18 protein-coding genes are annotated in these 18,164 nt (G+C 61.3%); 9 read left to right on the top strand and 9 right to left on the bottom strand.

The window, feature by feature from the left end; all coding sequences use genetic code 11:
* Window positions 1-303: 303 nt before the first annotated feature.
* A complete protein-coding gene (locus BT116_RS21660; RefSeq protein WP_063322589.1) occupies window positions 304-594 on the top strand; it encodes a type II toxin-antitoxin system Phd/YefM family antitoxin in 291 nt (96 codons plus the stop codon).
* Window positions 595-605: 11 nt separating this feature from the next.
* Complete coding sequence (locus tag BT116_RS21665; protein WP_072347061.1) at window positions 606-893, top strand: type II toxin-antitoxin system RelE family toxin; 288 nt, start codon at window positions 606-608, stop codon at window positions 891-893.
* Between the two features lie 141 nt (window positions 894-1,034).
* On the opposite strand, the gene adeC is transcribed toward BT116_RS21665, so the two are convergent.
* Genes adeC through BT116_RS21680 form a run of 3 tightly spaced genes read right to left on the bottom strand, consistent with a single transcriptional unit; the run spans window position 1,035 to window position 6,814 of the window.
* Complete coding sequence (adeC, locus tag BT116_RS21670) at window positions 1,035-2,492, bottom strand: AdeC/AdeK/OprM family multidrug efflux complex outer membrane factor (RefSeq protein WP_072347062.1); 1,458 nt, start codon at window positions 2,490-2,492, stop codon at window positions 1,035-1,037.
* Window positions 2,489-5,653 (bottom strand): efflux RND transporter permease subunit EmhB, encoded by a 3,165-nt coding sequence (emhB, locus tag BT116_RS21675; RefSeq protein WP_072347063.1) that lies wholly within the window; start codon window positions 5,651-5,653, stop codon window positions 2,489-2,491. Before emhB ends, adeC begins: the two co-directional genes overlap by 4 nt.
* 3 nt (window positions 5,654-5,656) lie before the next feature.
* Window positions 5,657-6,814, bottom strand: coding sequence for an efflux RND transporter periplasmic adaptor subunit (locus tag BT116_RS21680; RefSeq protein ID WP_139209471.1), 1,158 nt, complete (start codon window positions 6,812-6,814; stop codon window positions 5,657-5,659).
* A gap of 261 nt (window positions 6,815-7,075) precedes the next feature.
* Here BT116_RS21680 and BT116_RS21685 point away from each other — a divergent pair, with 261 nt between their 5' ends.
* Complete coding sequence (locus BT116_RS21685) at window positions 7,076-7,708, top strand: TetR family transcriptional regulator (RefSeq protein WP_072347065.1); 633 nt, start codon at window positions 7,076-7,078, stop codon at window positions 7,706-7,708.
* A 199-nt stretch (window positions 7,709-7,907) separates the two neighbouring features.
* Here the strand turns inward: BT116_RS21685 and BT116_RS21690 are convergent, their stop codons facing one another.
* From BT116_RS21690 to BT116_RS21705, 4 genes are all read right to left on the bottom strand, one after another.
* The gene (locus BT116_RS21690; protein ID WP_072347066.1) at window positions 7,908-8,534 is read right to left on the bottom strand and encodes a hypothetical protein; all 627 of its coding nucleotides are present in this window, start codon (window positions 8,532-8,534) and stop codon (window positions 7,908-7,910) included.
* Between the two features lie 183 nt (window positions 8,535-8,717).
* Complete coding sequence (locus BT116_RS21695) at window positions 8,718-9,767, bottom strand: alkene reductase (protein WP_072347067.1); 1,050 nt, start codon at window positions 9,765-9,767, stop codon at window positions 8,718-8,720.
* Between the two features lie 37 nt (window positions 9,768-9,804).
* The gene (locus BT116_RS21700; RefSeq protein ID WP_072347068.1) at window positions 9,805-10,971 is read right to left on the bottom strand and encodes an MFS transporter; all 1,167 of its coding nucleotides are present in this window, start codon (window positions 10,969-10,971) and stop codon (window positions 9,805-9,807) included.
* 17 nt (window positions 10,972-10,988) lie between these two features.
* Window positions 10,989-11,291, bottom strand: coding sequence for an ArsR/SmtB family transcription factor (locus BT116_RS21705; protein ID WP_072347069.1), 303 nt, complete (start codon window positions 11,289-11,291; stop codon window positions 10,989-10,991).
* 154 nt (window positions 11,292-11,445) lie between these two features.
* On the opposite strand from BT116_RS21705, the gene BT116_RS21710 reads away from it, so the two are divergent.
* Complete coding sequence (locus tag BT116_RS21710) at window positions 11,446-12,033, top strand: acyl carrier protein phosphodiesterase (protein ID WP_072347070.1); 588 nt, start codon at window positions 11,446-11,448, stop codon at window positions 12,031-12,033.
* A gap of 52 nt (window positions 12,034-12,085) precedes the next feature.
* On the opposite strand, the gene BT116_RS21715 is transcribed toward BT116_RS21710, so the two are convergent.
* Both BT116_RS21715 and olsB read right to left on the bottom strand, forming a co-directional pair.
* Window positions 12,086-12,880 (bottom strand): lysophospholipid acyltransferase family protein, encoded by a 795-nt coding sequence (locus BT116_RS21715; RefSeq protein ID WP_072347071.1) that lies wholly within the window; start codon window positions 12,878-12,880, stop codon window positions 12,086-12,088.
* Window positions 12,880-13,635 (bottom strand): L-ornithine N(alpha)-acyltransferase, encoded by a 756-nt coding sequence (gene olsB / locus BT116_RS21720; RefSeq protein WP_003198679.1) that lies wholly within the window; start codon window positions 13,633-13,635, stop codon window positions 12,880-12,882. The genes BT116_RS21715 and olsB overlap by 1 nt, the downstream gene beginning before the upstream one ends.
* 144 nt (window positions 13,636-13,779) lie before the next feature.
* On the opposite strand from olsB, the gene BT116_RS21725 reads away from it, so the two are divergent.
* The 5 genes from BT116_RS21725 to BT116_RS21745 all read left to right on the top strand — a co-directional run bounded on the left by BT116_RS21725 (window position 13,780) and on the right by BT116_RS21745 (window position 18,144).
* A complete protein-coding gene (locus BT116_RS21725; protein ID WP_072347072.1) occupies window positions 13,780-14,652 on the top strand; it encodes an acyl-CoA dehydrogenase family protein in 873 nt (290 codons plus the stop codon).
* A 94-nt stretch (window positions 14,653-14,746) separates the two neighbouring features.
* A complete protein-coding gene (locus tag BT116_RS21730; RefSeq protein ID WP_072347073.1) occupies window positions 14,747-15,841 on the top strand; it encodes a serine hydrolase domain-containing protein in 1,095 nt (364 codons plus the stop codon).
* Entirely contained in the window at window positions 15,838-16,146 is a 309-nt protein-coding gene (locus BT116_RS21735; protein ID WP_072347074.1) for an amidase, read from the top strand. Before BT116_RS21730 ends, BT116_RS21735 begins: the two co-directional genes overlap by 4 nt.
* A 248-nt stretch (window positions 16,147-16,394) precedes the next feature.
* Window positions 16,395-16,985 carry a YceI family protein gene (locus BT116_RS21740; protein ID WP_072347075.1) on the top strand — a complete coding sequence of 197 codons (591 nt, stop codon included), beginning with the start codon at window positions 16,395-16,397 and terminating at the stop codon, window positions 16,983-16,985.
* Window position 16,986: 1 nt separating this feature from the next.
* Entirely contained in the window at window positions 16,987-18,144 is a 1,158-nt protein-coding gene (locus BT116_RS21745) for a phospholipase D-like domain-containing protein (protein ID WP_072347076.1), read from the top strand.
* Window positions 18,145-18,164 lie beyond the last annotated feature (20 nt).

Genomic DNA, 18,164 nt, shown 5'->3' on the forward strand with positions numbered 1-18,164 from the left:
TAGCTCGCAGGTGCATGTTCCTTCCTCGCGACAACCGGACTCCAGCGAGTATCAGTATGGGGGAGCAAGGAACGGACTACCTATATCGCAGCCCAACGGGGATGAATCCCCTCGCCACAGGGTTGTGTGCCTAGTGAAAAAAAACGGTGCCTGGCAGCGGGGGCTTTTGAGTGGGGAGGATCTGTAGAGGCGCAACCGGTCGGGAGCTGTTTTTTCAACTTGATTTATGCTTCTTGAAGCGCAACACTTTACGCATAAAGATATGTATAAATATATGTAACTTGATGTGCTAGGAGGTTGGTTATGGCAGCGCTATTGGAACGGGCTGATCAGGCGGTATCCGTTACCGCAATGGTCAGGAACTTCAGCGCGAAGCTCAAGGACGTCTCGAGTCGCGCAACCGAAAGACTGGTTATTTTCAAGGACAATGAGCCGGCAGCCGTGATTATTAATGTCGATGCCTATCAGGAAATGCTTGATGAACTGGAAAACCTTCGCGTCGAAGCGACAGCCCGCGAGCGGCTGCTCGATTTCGATGAGGCCAAGGCCATCAGTCATGAGGCTATGCGAGCGCGGTACGCCAAAAACGACTGAAGGAGGGGTGAATGGTTTGGGGGGTTATCTACCATCTGGAGGTTCAGGACGATCTGGATCAGTTGGGGGCGGCAGCGGCGAACCGTATCCTTGATGTCATTGAAGAGCGGATTGTCAGGGGAGAGCCGGACAAAACCGGTCAGCCGCTCAGAGCCAGCCTGGCCGGATGTCGAAGAATTCGAACGGGCGATACGCGTATCGTTTATAGAGTCGATGGGAAAGCCATCCAGGTGTTGATCGTGGCCGTCGGTGCTCGGCGAGACAAGGAAGTTTACGACGCAGCGCAGCGTCGTCTCTAAGCAACCCTCTGGATTTCCCTGGGAGCACAAGCTGTGCGAGTGCTTTGCACTTGAGCTGAGATGAATCCCCTCGCCAGAGTTGGATCCCTAAAAAAAAGCCCACCTTTCGGTGGGCTTCGTGTTTCAGCGGTCAGGCATCCATCAGAACAACTTCATCTTCGGCGCTTCTTCTTTCACCGGTTCGTTCTTGCCGGTCTCGGCATTCCAGCCACCACCCAGTGCCTTATACAGATTGACCTCGCTGGTCAGTTGCGCAAGACGGTCAGTGATCAGCGACTGTTGCGCGCTGAACAACTGGCGTTGGGCGTCGAGGAAGGTCAGGTTGCTGTCGACGCCAATGCGGTAGCGACGCTCGGCCAGGCGGTAGTAGTCCTGGTTGGCGGCGACGAAGTCGGTCTGGGCCTGCAACTGTTCGTTGTAGGTCTGGCGCGCGGCCAGGCCGTCGGAGACTTCCTGGAACGCCGTCTGAATCGACTTCTCGTACTGTGCGACGTTGATGTCTTTCTGGATCTTGGCGTAGTCCAGGCTCGCCCGCAGACTGCCGGCGTTGAAGATCGGCAGGTTGATTTGCGGAGCGAAGGTCCAGGTGCCCGAGCCGCCCTTGAACAGGCCGGACAGGTCCGGGCTCAGGGTGCCGGCGTTGGCCGTCAGGCTGATGCTCGGGAAGAACGCAGCCCGCGCGGCGCCGATATTGGCGTTGGCAGCCAGCAGGTTGCGTTCGGCCTGGAGGATATCCGGACGACGTTGCAGCAGGTCCGACGGCAGCCCGGCCGGCACTTCGCTGAGCAGGTCATCGCTCAGCGGTTGCGAGTTCAGGTTGGCCGGCAGGCCAGTGCCCAGCAGCAGGGTCAGGCTGTTTTCGTCCTGGGCCACCTGGCGGGTGTAGCGGGCCAGTTGCACGCGGGCGTTTTCCACGGCGGTGCGCGCCTGGCTCAAGTCCAGGGCCGAGGCCACGCCGACTTCGGCGCTGCGCGAGGTCAGCTTGAAGCTTTGTTCGTAGGCCCCGAGGGTTTCCCGGGTCAGCTTGAGCAGTTCCTTGTCGGCTTGCCAGGTCAGGTAGGCATTGGCGACGTTGGCCACCAGGCTGATCTGGGTGCTGCGACGGGCTTCTTCGGTGGCGAAGTAGCTTTGCAGCGCTTGCTCGCTCAGGCTGCGAACCCGACCGAACAGGTCCAGTTCATAGGCGCTGATGCCCAAGGTTGCCGAATACGAACTGCTGATCGCCGCTTCACCGGTTTGCGAAGCCCGTGCCGGTACCCGCTGGCGGCTGCCGGAGCCGGTGGCCGAGACGGCCGGGAACAGGTCCGCGCGCTGGATACGGTATTGCGCGGCATAGGCATCGATGTTCAGCGCCGCGACACGCAGGTCGCGGTTGTTTTCCAAGGCGACCTGGATCAGCTGTTGCAACGCCGGGTCATGGAAAAACTGTTTCCAGCCTTGCTCGGCGGCGGCCTGGCCGGGTGCATTGGCCGCCTCGTAGGCCGGCCCTTGCGGGTATTGCGCCGCGACCGGTGCTTCGGGCCGCTGATAGTCGGGGATCAGCGAACAACCGCTGAGCACGACGGCGGCGATGGTCAGGGAGAGTAGCGACTTGCTCATTGGCCAGCCTCTTTGGAAGTTTCAGGAGTGTCGTGCTCGTCGGTATTTTTTCGACGGCCTATCGACGACACGGTCACGAAGAACAATGGCACCCAGAAGATCGCCAGGACGGTGGCGGTCAACATACCGCCGATCACACCGGTACCGATGGCGTGCTGGCTGCCCGAACCTGCACCAGTGGAAATCGCCAGTGGGACCACGCCGAGGACGAACGCCAGGGACGTCATGATGATCGGTCTCAGACGCATCCTACAGGCTTCGATGGCGGCTTCCATCAGCGTGCGGCCCTGCTCGTGAAGTTCCTTGGCAAACTCGACGATCAGGATGGCGTTTTTCGCCGCCAAGCCAATGGTTGTCAACAAGCCCACCTGGAAGTACACGTCGTTGGACAGGCCGCGCAGGCTGGTCGCCATCAGGGCACCGATGATGCCCAGGGGAACCACGAGCATGACCGCGATCGGAATCGACCAACTTTCATACAACGCAGCCAGGCACAAGAACACCATCAGCAGCGACAAGGCGTACAACGCTGGTGCCTGGGAACCCGACAGGCGTTCCTCATAGGACAGGCCCGTCCAGGAAATACCAACACCGGCCGGCAGCTTCTTGGCGATGGCTTCGACTTCGGCCATGGCTTCACCGGTGGAATAACCCGGTGCCGGGGTACCGAGGATCTCCATCGCTTCCACGCCGTTGTAACGCGCCAGTTTCGGCGAGCCATAGACCCACTCGCCCTTGGCGAACGCAGAGAACGGCACCATGGTCCCGGCGCTGTTGCGCACGTACCACTTCTTCAGGTCCTCGGGGCTCATGCGCGAGTTCGGCTGGCCCTGGACATACACCCGCTTCACCCGGCCACGGTCGATGAAGTCGTTTACATAGTTACTGCCCAGTGCAATCGACAGGGTACTGTTGATCTCCGAGAGCGTGATGCCCAGCGCGCTGGCCTTCTCGTCATCGATTTCCAACTGGTATTGCGGTTCGTCGTTCAGGCCGTTGGGACGCACCTGGGCCAATATCTTGCTCTGGGATGCCATGCCCAGGAACTGGTTGCGGGCTTCCATCAGTTTTTCATGGCCGATACCGGCGCGATCTTGCAGGAATACGTCGAAACCGGTGGCGTTACCCAGTTCCATCACCGCTGGCGGGGCGAAGGCGAACACCATTGCGTCGCGGAAAGTGAAGAAGTGTTGCTGGGCGCGGCCAGCGATCTTGAACACGGTGTTATCAGCGTTACGCTCTTCCCAGGGCTTGAGCATGATGAATGCCAGGCCGGAGCTCTGGCCACGACCGGCGAAGTTGAAGCCGGTCACGGTGAACACCGAGGCTACGCCATCACCTTCGCCGCCATCCTTGCCCGGACGCAGCAGGAACTCTCGCATCTTGTCCACTACCACCTGGGTACGTTCGGCGCTGGAACCGGCCGGTGTCTGTACCTGGGCAAACAGCACGCCTTGGTCTTCTTCCGGTAGGAACGCCGTCGGGATGCGGGTGAACAGCCAGACCATGCCCACCACGATGATGATGTAGGCCAGCAGGTACGGGGCCTTGTGCTTGAGCATGTTGCCCACGCCCCGTTCGTAGCTTCTGACGCCTCGGTCGAAGGTTCGGTTGAACCAGCCGAAGAAGCCGCGTTTCGGCGTGCCGTGCTCACCTTTGGGGATTGGCTTGAGCATGGTGGCGCACAGGGCCGGGGTGAAAATCAGTGCCACCAGTACCGACAGGGCCATGGCCGAGACGATGGTGATGGAGAACTGCTTGTAGATCACACCGGTGGAGCCGCCGAAGAACGCCATCGGCAGCAGTACCGCCGAGAGTACCAGGGCGATACCCACCAGGGCGCCCTGGATCTGCCCCATGGATTTCTTGGTGGCTTCCTTGGGCGACAGGCCTTCTTCGCTCATCACCCGTTCGACGTTCTCCACCACGACGATGGCGTCGTCCACCAGCAAACCGATGGCCAGCACCATGCCGAACATGGTCAAGGTGTTGATGCTGAAACCGAACGCCGCGAGGATCCCGAAGGTACCGAGCAGTACCACCGGCACGGTCATCGTGGTGATGATGGTGGCGCGGAAGTTCTGCAGGAACAGGAACATCACCAGGAACACCAAGACGATCGCCTCGACCAGGGTTTCAACCACACCCTTGATCGATTCGCTCACCACTGGCGTGGTGTCGTAGGGGAACACCACTTCCAGGCCTTGCGGGAAGAACGGCTTGAGGTCGTCGACGGTCTTGCGCAGGGCCTTGGCCGTGTCGAGGGCGTTGGCGCCAGTCGCCAGCCGCACTGCCAGGCCGGAAGCCGGGGCGCCATTGAACTGGGCGTTGATGCTGTAGTTTTCACCGCCCAAGGCAACATCGGCCACGTCGCCGACACGCACTTGCGAGCCGTCCGGGTTGACCTTGAGCAAGATTGCCTTGAACTGCTCTGCGGTCTGCAAGCGGGTCTTGCCGATAATAGTGGCGTTCAGTTGCTGGCCGGGCATGGCCGGCAGGCCGCCGAGCTGGCCGGAGGCGATCTGGACGTTCTGCGCGGTAATCGCCGTGCTCACATCCACCGGGGTCAGGTTGAAATTGTTCAGCTTGGCCGGGTCGAGCCAGATCCGCATCGCGTATTGGGCGCCGAAGACCTGGAAGTCACCGACACCAGCGGTACGCGAGATCGGGTCCTGCATGTTGGACACGATGTAGTTGGACAGGTCTTCCCGGGTCATGCTGCCGTCGCGCGACACCACGCCGATCACCATCAGGAAGTTTCTCACTGACTTGGTCACGCGGATGCCCTGTTGCTGCACTTCTTGCGGCAGCAGCGGGGTGGCCAGGTTCAGCTTGTTCTGGACCTGGACCTGCGCGGTATCGGAGTTGGTGCCTTGCTCGAAGGTGGCAGTGATGGTCATGCTGCCGTCGGAGTTACTTTCCGACGATACATAACGCAGGTTGTCGATGCCGTTGAGCTGCTGCTCGATCACCTGCACCACGGTGTCCTGTACGGTTTGCGCGGATGCGCCCGGGTAGGTCACCTGGATCGCAATGGCCGGCGGCGCAATGCTCGGGTACTGGTTGATCGGCAACTTGAGGATCGATAGAGCCCCGACCAGCATGATCACCAGGGCGATCACCCAGGCGAAAATCGGACGGTCGATAAAGAATTTCGACATGGTTTACTCCCCTTTGCCGCCAGCGGCTTTATCAGCTGCCTGTGCGGGGGCCGGGTTCTTGGTATTGACGTTAGTGGCTTCGGTGGCTTTGACTTCCACGCCAGGGCGTACGAACTGCAACCCTTCGGTGATCACGCGATCACCGGCCTTGAGCCCGTCTTCGACCAGCCATTGGCTGCCGACGGTGCGGCTGGCCTTGAGTTGACGCAGTTCGACCTTGTTGTCAGCGCCAACGACCAAAGCGGTCGGCGTACCCTTGAGGTCACGAGTCACGCCTTGCTGTGGCGCCAGGATGGCTGCGCTGTTCACACCGGCCTGCAATTGGGCGTGGACGAACATGCCCGGCAGCAGGGTGTGGTCCGGGTTGGGGAACACGGCGCGCAAGGTCACCGAACCGGTGGTCTGGTCAACCGACACTTCGGAAAATTCCAGCTTGCCCTCGTGCGGGTACAGGCTGCCATCTTCCAGGGTCAGCTTGACCATGGCGGCGTTATCGCCGGCCTTTTGCAGACGACCGCTTTCCAGCTCTCGGCGCAGTTGCAGCAACTCGACCGAACTCTGCGTCACGTCGACGTAGATCGGGTCCAGTTGCTGGATGGTTGCCAGGGCGTCGGCCTGACCATTGCTCACCAGCGCGCCTTCGGTGACCGAGGAGCGGCCGATGCGACCAGAGATGGGCGCGTAGACCTTGGTGTAACGCACGTTGATCTGGGCAGTCTGCAGGTTGGCTTCCGACTCCAGGCGGTTGGCCACGGCGGTGTCGTATTCCTGCCGGCTGACGGCCTGTTCGTCCACCAATTGCTTGTAGCGATCGGCGATCGACTTGGTGGACCGCAGGTTGGCCTCGGCGCTTTTCAGGGTCGCTTCGTACACGGCTGGATCGATCTGGTAGAGCTGCTGGCCGGCCTTGACGTCGGCGCCTTCCTTGAACAGGCGCTTGAGAATGATGCCGTTGACCTGTGGCCGTACTTCCGCGACGCGGAACGCGCTGGTGCGCCCTGGAAGCTCCGACGTCAGGGTGAAGGGCTGGGTCTTGAGGGTTACGACGCCGACCTGAGGAGGCGGAGGAGCAGGTGCAGCCTCTTCCTTTTTGCATCCGCTGAGCAGCGATGCCAGGGCGATGGCAGTGACCAGGGCAGTAACAGCTGGCTTGAATTGCATGGAAATCCTCGGGTCCAGGCGCGCAACGGGCGCACTCGAAAGGTGGAAGGTGGAAAAAGAGCAAGATAAGCAATTAGTAGGATGCTAAGAAATATACTTACGTACATGGTTGTTTGTAAACAGCCAAATTGCGTACCATCCGTATTTACAAAAGCCTGACAAAGGCATTCGGAGGTCGGGGACGCGTTTCGAGAAACGCCGCCTCACGTCTAGCTGATCCTTACGCATTGTTGATGCATCCTGATTGAGGTGTTTACTGCCATGGTCCGTCGTACCAAAGAGGAAGCCCTGGAGACTCGCAGCCAGATTCTCGAAGCGGCCGAAAAAGCCTTCTTCGAGCGGGGCGTGGCTCGCACGACGCTGGCCGATATCGCAACCCTGGCCGGTGTGACGCGTGGCGCCATCTATTGGCATTTCAGCAACAAGGCGGACCTGCTCCAAGCCATGCTCGATACCTTGCATGAGCCGCTCGATGACCTGGCCCGCGCCAGTGAGAATGAAGAGGAACTTGACCCGCTGGGCTGTACTCGCAAGCTGCTGGTGCAATTGTTTCAGCAAGTTGCCCTGGACCCGAAGACCCGACGCATTAATGAAATTCTGTTCCATAAGTGCGAATTCACCGATGAAATGTGCGATTTACGCCAGCAGCGGCGCCAGGTCAGTCTCGACTGCAACGTGCGTATCGTGCTGTCGTTGAGCAATGCGATGAAGCGCGGTCAGTTGCCGGATGACCTGGATCCCGAAAGGGCGGCGATTGCCATCCACGCCTACATCGACGGCATTCTCTACCAATGGCTACTGGCGCCCGACAGTTTCGCGCTGGCCGCTGAGGCTGAGCGCTGGGTCGACATCGGGCTGGATATGCTGCGCCTGAGCCCCAGCCTGCGCAAATGAAACAAAATGAGTAATTTTGTCAGTTTATGTCAATACCTGAGATCCAAAGGTGCTTTTATAAACCGACACAACCGTGGTTGATAGGCAATCGGTGGCAAATTTTGTAGGTGATTTGTTTCGTACTTGTGAAAGACCATGAAAAGTCCATTCGAAAGGCCCGCTGGATACCCCGCCAGACGAACCTGCCGGGGCCGCATTTTCAAGTCAGCGTGATCTCCACGGTGAAACCGTAGGGTTCTTCATTTGCCGAGTGAGTGATTCGGGTCGAGCACTTGATGGGTGTCGCGCCGACAGAGATCACCCTGTTTGTCCGGACTGGCGTCAGTGTCGATGAAATTACTCCGAATGTCGTATTGACGCGCAAGCCGAAGTTGAAGAGGAAGGCAGCGTCGTCGTCGCCAAACATCATGAAGTTCTTGTACATGTCCTTGCTGCGGCTGCCCAGTTGTCTGGAATATATGAAGTCGAGCTTGAAGGCCAGGATGTCCCAAGGACGAATGCTCAAAAAATCTCGTTCATCGTCGTCCAGGTTGATATCGTTTTCACCCACGGGAAACGCCCGCTCGGTATGGTTGATTACTTTTACGATGAGGCGAGTGCGGTTTGGGCGAATGCGCTCCTGCTGCCAGGCTTGAACCTGTTGGTTGGCACCGTCGTTCAGCTTTGCTTGTTTCATCAGGGCGTCGAGGATCTCCGCGTGCTCTTGCGTGTTCAGCGACTCAATGTATTTGTACAAAACATCCAGCGGTGCGTAGTTGAACTGCGCGAGTGTTTTTTCGTAAAACCCATTGTTGTCCTGGTGGCTGTGCCCAAGGTTCTTCGTCATGCTTGAATTCCTTTTCAAATGAGGCGTATTAAAGTTTGATCGACGGCGCTGTTTGGCTTTGTCGTCAGACTTAATATGAGCATTGCCTTGGGCTTTAGGAAGTTTAGATAGTTGACCGAATATTTAAATGCATAAAAAAGCCCTGCTCTTTCGAGGCAGGGCTCAGTTATTCCAGTTAAACCATCAGAGTACGGGGTAATCGATATATCCCACGGGCCCTTTTCCATAAAACGTTTCGGGATGAGGCTCATTCAGCGGTGCATCGGCTTTCAAGCGCGCCGGCAGGTCCGGGTTGGCAATGAACGGCACTCCGAAGGCGACGGCATCGGCCTTGCCTTCGGCCAGCCAGGCATTGGCGCTGTCCTTGGTGAAGCGTTCGTTGGCGATGTACGGGCCGCCGAACGCTTGCTTGAGTTGCGGGCCGATGCTGTCGTCGCCTTCCTTTTCACGGGAGCAGATAAAGGCGATGCCACGCTTGCCCAGTTCCCGGGCCACGTAGCTGAAGGTTTCCAGGCGGTTCTCGTCGCCCATGTCATGGGAATCGGCGCGTGGTGCCAGGTGCACGCCCACCCGGCCGGCGCCCCAGACTTCGATGGCCGCGTCGGTCACTTCCAGCAGCAGGCGGGCACGATTTTCCAGGGAGCCGCCGTATTGGTCGGTGCGCTGGTTGGTGCTGCTTTGCAGGAACTGGTCGAGCAGGTAGCCGTTGGCGCCATGGATTTCCACACCGTCGAAACCGGCAGCCTTGGCGTTCTCGGCGCCGACGCGGTACGCCTCGACGATGTCGGCGATTTCAGCGGTTTCCAGTGCGCGTGGGGTTGGGTAGTCGGCCAGCGGACGCACCAGGCTCACGTGGCCCTTGGGCTGGATCGCGCTGGGCGCCACCGGGGTTTCGCCGTTCAGGTACGACGGGTGTGAGATCCGGCCCACGTGCCACAGTTGCAGGAAGATCTTGCCGCCGGCGCCGTGGATCGCCTTGGTGACGTTGGACCAGCCGCGCACCTGGTCGTTGGACCAGATGCCCGGGGTGTCCGGGTAGCCCACGCCCATCGGCGTGACCGAGGTCGCTTCGCTGAGGATCAGGCCGGCGGAGGCGCGTTGCACGTAGTACTCGGCCATCAGCGCGTTGGGCACGCGGCCCGCGTCGGCGCGGCAGCGAGTGAGTGGAGCCATGATGATGCGGTTCTTCAGCTCGATGTCGCCAAGTTTGATCGGATCGAAAATAGTCGCCATGAATTACAACCTCGTCAGAATCAAGGAGTGGTTAAAGTCAGTGAGTGGCTGGGGCCAGTTCGGCATTGCCGCCCTGGCGGAAAGTGATGAGGGTGACCAGCAGCGCCAGCACGGCCAGCACGCCGGCGGCCAGGGGCACGGAGGTCAGGCCCAGGCCGTGGTCGATGACGCTGCCGCCGACCCAGGCGCCCAGGGCGTTGCCGATGTTGAAGGCGCCGATGTTCAACGTGGAAACCAGGTTGGGTGCATCTTTGCCAAAGGTCACCACGTTGACTTGCAGGGCCGGCACGGCAGCGAAGCAGGCGGTGGCCCAGAGGAACAGAGTGATTTCGCTGGGGATCAGCGCCACGCTGGTCCAGCTCAATACGGTGGACACCACGGCCATGGTGAGGAAGACGCCCATCAGCGTGTTCGCCAGGCTCTTGTCCGCCAGCTTGCCGCCGATGATGTTGCCCAGGGTCAGACCCAGGCCGATCAGCACCAGGGTCCAGGTCACGCCGCGGGGCGATACGCCGGTCACTTCACCCAGCAGTGGGGCGACATAGGTGAACAGAGTAAACACCGAGGCGGAGAACAGCGCCGTCATGCTCAGGGACAGCCACAGGCCGGCGCCCTTGAGCGCGACCAGTTCCGAGCGCATGTCGAGTTTTTCTTCATCGCGCTTGGCCGGCAGAAAGCGGATCAGGCCGATCAGCGCAATTACGCCAATGACAGTCACTGCCCAGAAGGTCGAACGCCAGCCGGCTTCCTGGCCCAATGCGGTGCCCAGCGGTACGCCGAGCACGTTGGCCAGGGTCAGGCCGGTGAACATCAGGGCCACGGCCGAAGCACGCTTGTTGGGTGCCACCAGACCGGCGGCCACCACCGAACCGATACCGAAGAACGCGCCGTGGCACAGGGCCGTGACGACCCGGGCAAACATCAGCACGTTGTAGTCGCTGGCAATGGCGCAGAGCAGGTTGCCGACGATGAAAATCCCCATCAATACCACCAGGGCGGCCTTGCGCGGCAGTCGCGCAGTGGCCAGGGCCATGAACGGCGCACCGATGGCCACGCCCAGGGCGTAGCCGGTCACCAGCCAGCCGGCGCCAGGAATCGACACGCCCAGGTCGGCCGCCACATCGGGCAACAGGCCCATGATGACGAACTCGGTGGTGCCGATGGCGAAGGCGCTCAGGGCCAGGATCAGGAGTGAGAGGGGCATGATGGGTCCTTGTCGGGTCAGAGCTCTTGGCTCATTTGCTTGAGGAACTGCTGGATCGTTTCCTCGTTGCGCTTGAAGAAGTGCCATTGGCCGACCTTCTGGCTGGTGATCAGCCCCGCCCGTTGCAACACCGCCAAGTGCGCAGACACCGTGGATTGCGACAGGCCGCAACGCTGGTCGATCTGCCCGGCGCAAATGCCGAATTCGTGGTTGTGCAACTGTTCCGGGAACTGGGCCTTGGGGTCTTTGAGCCAGTTGAGGATGTCTCGCCGTACTGGGTGCGCCAGGGCTTTTATTATTTCGTCGAGGTCAAGGGGCATGGTGGCAGCTCGTGATGAGTAAAACGCTATATCGCGATGGAGCGAACCTTAAATCGTTATTTCGCGATATACAAATATGGATTTGACCTGGAAGCCGAACAAATCGCTATATCGGGTTATAACGATATTGGCAGGGTGGTGCTAAGCTGCGGCCATGAACTATCTCGCGCACCTGCACCTCGGCGGCCCTGGCCGGGAACAACTGCTCGGCAGCCTCTACGGCGACTTCGTCAAAGGCCCGCTGCAAGGGCTCTACGACCCACGGATCGAAGCGGCGATTGCCCTGCATCGGCGCATCGACATGTACACCGATCGCCATCCCCTGGTGGACATCGCCCTGTCGCGCTTTTCCACGGTGCGACGGCGCTATGCCGGGATCGTGCTGGACGTGTTTTTCGACCACTGCCTGGCCCGGGACTGGACGTTGTACGGCGAAGGGCCGCTGGTGGATTTCACTGCCCGGGTGTACCAGGTACTCGGCACCGAACCGCAGTTGCCGGGGCGCCTGGCACAGATCGCGCCGTACATGGCGGCGGATGACTGGCTGGGGTCTTATCGGGAATTCGAAGTGTTGGGGCAGGTGCTGCGCGGCATTTCCCGACGCCTGTCCCGGCCCGAGGAACTGGCCGGGGCGATGAGGGAGTTGATGGCGCTCTATGAGCCGCTGAGCGAGGACTTTCGGCTGTTCTACCCGCAGCTTCAGGATTTTGCTCAAAACCAAGTCACGCCGCAGGACTACTAATTGTGGGAGCGAGCTTGCTCGCTCCCACAGGGGGGCTGCGCAGAGATCCGGATCAGGCCGCAATCGCAGCAGGTCGCATCGGCGCTTGCTGTTTCTCTGGAAGCGCCCCGAACAACGCCTTGTGCACCGCCTGCTGCGCCTGGAATGCCAGTGCCGCGCGTTCCTGGCCATGGCAGGCAATCGGTTCCAGCAGATGGATTTCCACCTCACCCCTATCGTTGGCAAACAAGCGCATCAAGTGCGACAACAGATCATCATCGCCAATGAACGGTGCCAGCGAATCCGGTTCACCGTTGCGCAGGTAACGGATCGCCACCGGCTGCAACGCGACATCGGCATCGATGGCCGCCGACAACAAGCGACCGTGGAAGGTGCGCAAGGTGCGGCCATCGGTGGTGGTGCCTTCCGGGAACATCAACAGTGGATGGGCCTGTTCCAGATGGCGGCTCATTTGCTTGCGGATCAACTGGCTGTCACCCGAACCGCGTCGGATAAACAGGCTGCCGGCCTTGGCTGCCAGCCATCCGGCCACCGGCCAGGTGCGCACTTCGGCCTTGGACAGGAACGACAGCGGCGTGAGCATGCCCAGCAACGGGATGTCGGTCCAGGACACGTGGTTGCTGACCCACAGCATCGGCCGTTGCGGCAATTGACCGTGGACGGTGACTGAAAAGGGCAGGGCACGGCTCAGCCGTGCCATGAAGAACCGCGACCAGCGCTGGCGACGGACCATCGAGTTGGCGATTCCTGCTCGTTCGAACAGGCCGAACACGCTGGCCATGCTCAGGCCCAGCGCCACCACCAGCAATACTCGCGCGATTCGCGCGTACACCCGCAGCCGGTTCATCAGACCGCTGCCTTGAAGTGGCGAGCGTAGCGCGGGCAGAGCTCGTCGCGCTTGAGCAGGATGAACACGTCAGCCACCTGGAAATCCTCGTCCCAGCACGGTTCGCCGCAAATCTTCGCCCCCAGGCGCATGTAAGCCTTGAGCAGTGGCGGCATTTCGGCGATGACGTTGGACGGCACGTCCAGGGTCGGCAGCGGCTTTTTCGGTACGGCTTGCAGGTGTTCGGTGCACAGGTAGCGTTCACGCAGGCGCTGCATGATCGCCTGGGCCTGGATACCGCCGTCCTGCATCGGAATGCTCGCGCAGCCCATCAGGTAGCTGTAGCCGCCTTCGTTCAGGACTTCGGCCAGTTCGCCCCAGAGCACCGCGATGGTGCCACCGTTGCGGTAGGCCGGGTCGACGCAGGTACGGCCGATTTCCAGGATCGGGCCCTTGAGATGGACCAGGCCGTGAAGGCTGAATTCTTCTTCGCTGTAGAACCGACCCAGGCTGCTGGCGGCCTGGTGATCGAGCAGGCGCGTGGTCGCCACGAGGCGGCCGGTGTTCAGGTCGCGTACGCCGATGTGGGCGCAGTGAACATCATAGTCATCCATGTCCAGACCCATTTCCGCGCCCTTGAGCTTGGCGTTGAATTCGCCGCTGAAGACGTTGAAACGCAGGGCCTGTGCTTCTTGCAAGGCTTGGGCGCCGATCAGGCGTTCGGCTTGCAGGCGGCGTTCATTGCCGGTGTCGCTGATGCGGGCGATCTGGGTCATAGCGAATCTCCGTGCGGGCTGTTCAGTTGCAGCCAATCGACTTTCTTTATGCAGCCATGTTGTGCAAAGTCAGGCTATGTAGCCCCGGTGTCATCGCCATGAAGCTTTGGTGATGCTTATATGACAGCCCTCGAGGAGCCTCTTATGCCCTGGCACACCCTGATCGAACGCGGCGAGCGCCTGCCGGCCCATCCGGACCTGGCCGAAGGTTACTCAGCGTTGTTGCAACGCCTGGGACCGGTGACGCCGTTCGAGCTGGCCGTAACCGGGGCGCGGTTGATGGCGACACCGGGGCTGGCGTTCCTGGTGGGGTATCAGGCGGCGCTACGGGTGCTTTGGCCCAGTGCGCCCCAGAGCCTCGGCGCCTTGTGTGCCACCGAACAGCGCAGCCTGCGCCCGGCGGACATGCACACCCGTCTCGACGACTTGCGCCTGAGCGGACGCAAGGATTTCGTCACCGCCGGCGACGCCGCCGAGTGGCTGCTGGTTGCTGCTCGCTGCGAAGCTCCCGGTGAAACGCCACGGCTGAATCTGGCAGTGGCCTATACGGGCGAGCCCGGCGTAACCCTGGAAAAACTGCCCGCCATTGCCCTGATGCCGGACATCAGCCATGGCCGCGTGCTGCTCGACGGCGCGCTGTGCGAGTTGCTGGCCGGTGATGGCTGGGACGCCTACGTCAAACCGTTCCGCACCCTGGAAGACCTTTATGTGCTCAGTGCGATGACCGCCTGGTTGTATGGCGTCGGGCAGGAATGTGCCTGGCCCCAGGCGTTGCAATTGCGCCTGCTGGCGTTGCTCGCCGGCTGCGCGGAGGTGAGTCGGCATAATCCTTCCAGTGTGGCCGGGCATGTGCTGCTGGGCGGGTTGTTCGCTCAGTTCCAAGGGCTCGATGGCGAACTCGACGCTGCCCTGGCCGCCGGGCCTGCGGCGTGGCGCGAGATGTGGACGCGGGATAAAGGCGTGATGGAGATTGCGGCAGGGGCGCGGGCCAAGCGGTTGGCCAAGGCGTTGGGCTAGCCCTTCAAGCGACTGCCCCCTGTGGGAGCACACAAACTCAAATTGTCATCAAGTCTGCATAGGCTCTGAAGGTTCAATCCTGCGAGCCCCAAGCATGTCCAAAGGCTGGTTCCTGATCCCGCTGCTGATACTCACCCTGAGCGTCCAGGCCGAAGACTGGCCCGGCGAGCAATGGCCAATCGGTCCGACCCCGAGCGGGCCGGCGATCGAAGCCTTGGAACAATACGCCTTCCCACCCCGGGACGATGCCAGCCGCCAAGGCATCCGCACCGACGCGCTGCTGGTGATCCAGGACGGTCGGCTGGTCTACGAACGCTACGCCGGACCGACTACCGCCCAGACCCCGCACCTGAGCTGGTCCATCAGCAAAAGCCTGCTGGCGACGGTGTTTGGCGTGGCCTACAGGGAAAAGCGCTTTGCCCTGGATGATCCAGCAGCCAAGTACTACCCGCCACTGAGCCGGCACCCGGGCCTGACCCTGGCCGATCTTTTCCACTGGGCCTCGGGCCTGGATTGGCAGGAAGACTATGAATACGCGCCGCTCAAGTCCTCGGTGGTGGCGATGCTCTACACCCGCGGGCGTCATGACATGGCGGCATTTACCGCGCGCCATGAAAGCTTCAGCCGCCCAGGACAGGCGTTTCGTTATTCCAGCGGCGACAGCAACCTGCTGGCGGTCGCCCTGAAAAACATCGTCGGCCCGCAGCGCTATCCCGAATACCCCTGGACGGCCTTGTTCGAACCCCTGGGCATCCGCCACGCCACCTGGGAAACCGACGCCAGCGGCACGTTCGTGGGATCGTCCTATGCCTACCTCACCGCGCGGGACCTGGCGCGCGTCGGGTTGCTGATGCAACGGGACGGTCGCTGGGGCGAACGGCAACTGATCCCCAAGGAATGGGTCGCCTTCAATCGCGAACCTTTCGCCCACTTCCAGGCCGGCCAGGACGAAGCCGTACCCGGCGGGCATTGGTGGCTCAACCGCGCCACCGAGCCGGCCATCCATCCTTGGCCCGATGCACCGCCGGATACCTTTGCCGCGCTGGGTCATTGGGGCCAGGCGCTGTACGTCATTCCCAGCGCCAGACTGGTGATCGTGCGCTACGGCGACGACCGCGACGGCAGCTATCGCCATAACGAACTGCTCAAGCGCGCCATGGCGGCGTTTGTCGGGAGAGGGCAGCCATGAAGCGCAAGATCTTGCTTACCTTGCTGTCGGTGCTACTCATTGTCCTGCTCGGTTGGGTCTGGCTGGAGCGGGTGGCATTGCGGGCCTTCCCCGACATCATCAGCGCCTACACCGCCAAGGAATACTGCTCGTGCCGCTATGTGATGGAGCAACCGGCGGACTATTGCCGTGGCTATGTGAAGCAGTCGGTGCCCATCAGCGACTTTCTCGAAACCGCTGAAGCGAAACGCATTACCGTCAGCGGGTTGGGACGTAGCCACAGTGCGCGGTGGATGGGGGCGCGGATGGGGTGTCGGTTGGAGTAACTCGAGAACGGCGCGAACCTGTGGTGAGGGGATTTATCCCCGTTGGGTTGCGCAGCAACCCCAAACAGGCGATGCGGTCCGTCTGACAGGCCTCATAGTCAGCTATAGGGCCGCTGCGCGGCCCAACGGGGATAAATCCCCTCGCCACAGGAACTTGTGTGTTTCTGGCAGTTGTTGAAACAGACAGTTTGCAAGCGCCCTCGGCGCGGTTAAGGTTCGCCACAGGTTTATGTGCCCTGCGAGTGTGTATGTTCAAGCGGTTCTTCTCTCATGCTGTCGCAAGTGCGTTGCTGGCCGGCGCCGCGTTGCCAGCCCAGGCCGACTGGTACCTGGACGGCGAGTCGTCGCGGCTGTCGTTTATCAGCAGTAAAAATGGCAACGTCTCCGAGGTCCAGCGGTTCCTGGTGCTGCACGGTCAGGTCCAGCCCGAGGGCTTGGCACGCCTGGAGGTGGAGCTGGAATCCATCAACAGCGGCATTCCCCTGCGCGATGAGCGCATGCGGGCCGAGCTGTTCGAGATCAAGCAATTTGCCGACGCCACTGTCACCGCCAAGATCGACCTGGCACCGATCCAGGACCTGGCCAACGGTGCGCAGTTGGAATTGCGCCTGCCGCTGACGGTGAACCTGCACGGCAAGCAGCACGAATACAACGTCGAACTGCTGGCGACGCGCCTGGATGAGCGCCGCTTCCAAGTGGTGACCCTGGAACCGGTGGTGCTCAACGCGGCGGATTTCGATCTGGCGCCGGGGCTGGAAAAGCTGCGAAACCTGGCCGGGTTGTCGGCCATCAGCCTCTCGGTGCCGGTGAATGCGGTGCTGATTTTCACGGCGCGCTGACATGAGCGGCGCGGTTTTTCCCTGGCGTGAAGGCAATCGCTTCGAGCTGTTGATCGATGGCCCGCAGTTCTTCCCGCGCATGCTGGTGGAAATCGCTCGAGCCCAGGAGCAGGTCGAGCTGGAACTCTATCTGGTGGAAGCGGGCGCTTGCGCCGAGGCGATGGTCCAGGCACTGGTGCAGGCCGCTGAGCGTGGCGTTCGCGTGCGGTGCCTGTTCGATGACTATGGCAGCCTGGCGTTTACCCTGGCCTTGCGCAAGCGTCTGACCGAGGCTGGGGTGGAGTTGCGTTTCTACAATCGCCTGAGCTGGCGCCGCTGGGTGCGCAACCTTTACCGGGATCACCGCAAGTTGCTGTTGGTGGACCAACGCCTGGCCGTGGTCGGCGGTACCGGGGTGACCGATGAGTTCTGGAACCCCCTCGACGACCGCAGTGAGTGGCATGAAGTGATGGTGGAGATCGTCGGCCCGCTGGTGCTCGACTGGCAGTTGCTGTTCGACCGCCAGTGGCTCGCCAACCGCCATCGGCGAGCGTGGAAACCGGCGTCCAACTTCGGCTTGCCGCGCCTGCCGCGCGTACCGCCAGTGGGCGAGGGGATGGGGCGGGTGGCGTATGCCGACGCGCGCCAGCATCGCGACATCCTGCAATCGCTGTCGCGGGCATTGAACAGCGGCCAGAAGCGCATCTGGATGGCGACGCCGTATTTCCTGCCGACCTGGAACGTGCGCCGCTCCTTGCGCAAGGCCGCCGCCCGCGGCATTGACGTGCGCCTGTTGCTGACCGGCCCGCGCACCGATCACCCGTCCGTGCGCTACGCCGGGCACCGTTACTACCCGCGATTGCTCAAGGCCGGCGTGCAGATTTTCGAATACCAGCCGTGTTTCCTGCACTTGAAGATGGTGCTGGTGGACGACTGGGTCAGCATCGGCTCCTGCAACTTCGATCACTGGAACCTGCGCTTCAACCTGGAAGCCAACCTCGAAGCCTTGGACTCCAGGCTCAGCAGTGCAGTGGCCGCCAGTTTCGAGCGGGACTTCACCCAGAGCCTGCAAGTCAGCCTCGACGCCTGGCAGCGTCGGCCGCTGTGGAAGCGCTTCAAGCAGCGGGTGTGGGGCTTGGTGGATCGGGTGGTGGTGAACCTTTTGGATCGACGGGGCTAGCCCGAACCCCCAGATACAAC

The sequence above is a fragment of the Pseudomonas sp. NFACC16-2 genome (assembly GCF_900119205.1).
Lineage (GTDB): Bacteria > Pseudomonadota > Gammaproteobacteria > Pseudomonadales > Pseudomonadaceae > Aquipseudomonas > Aquipseudomonas fluorescens_Q.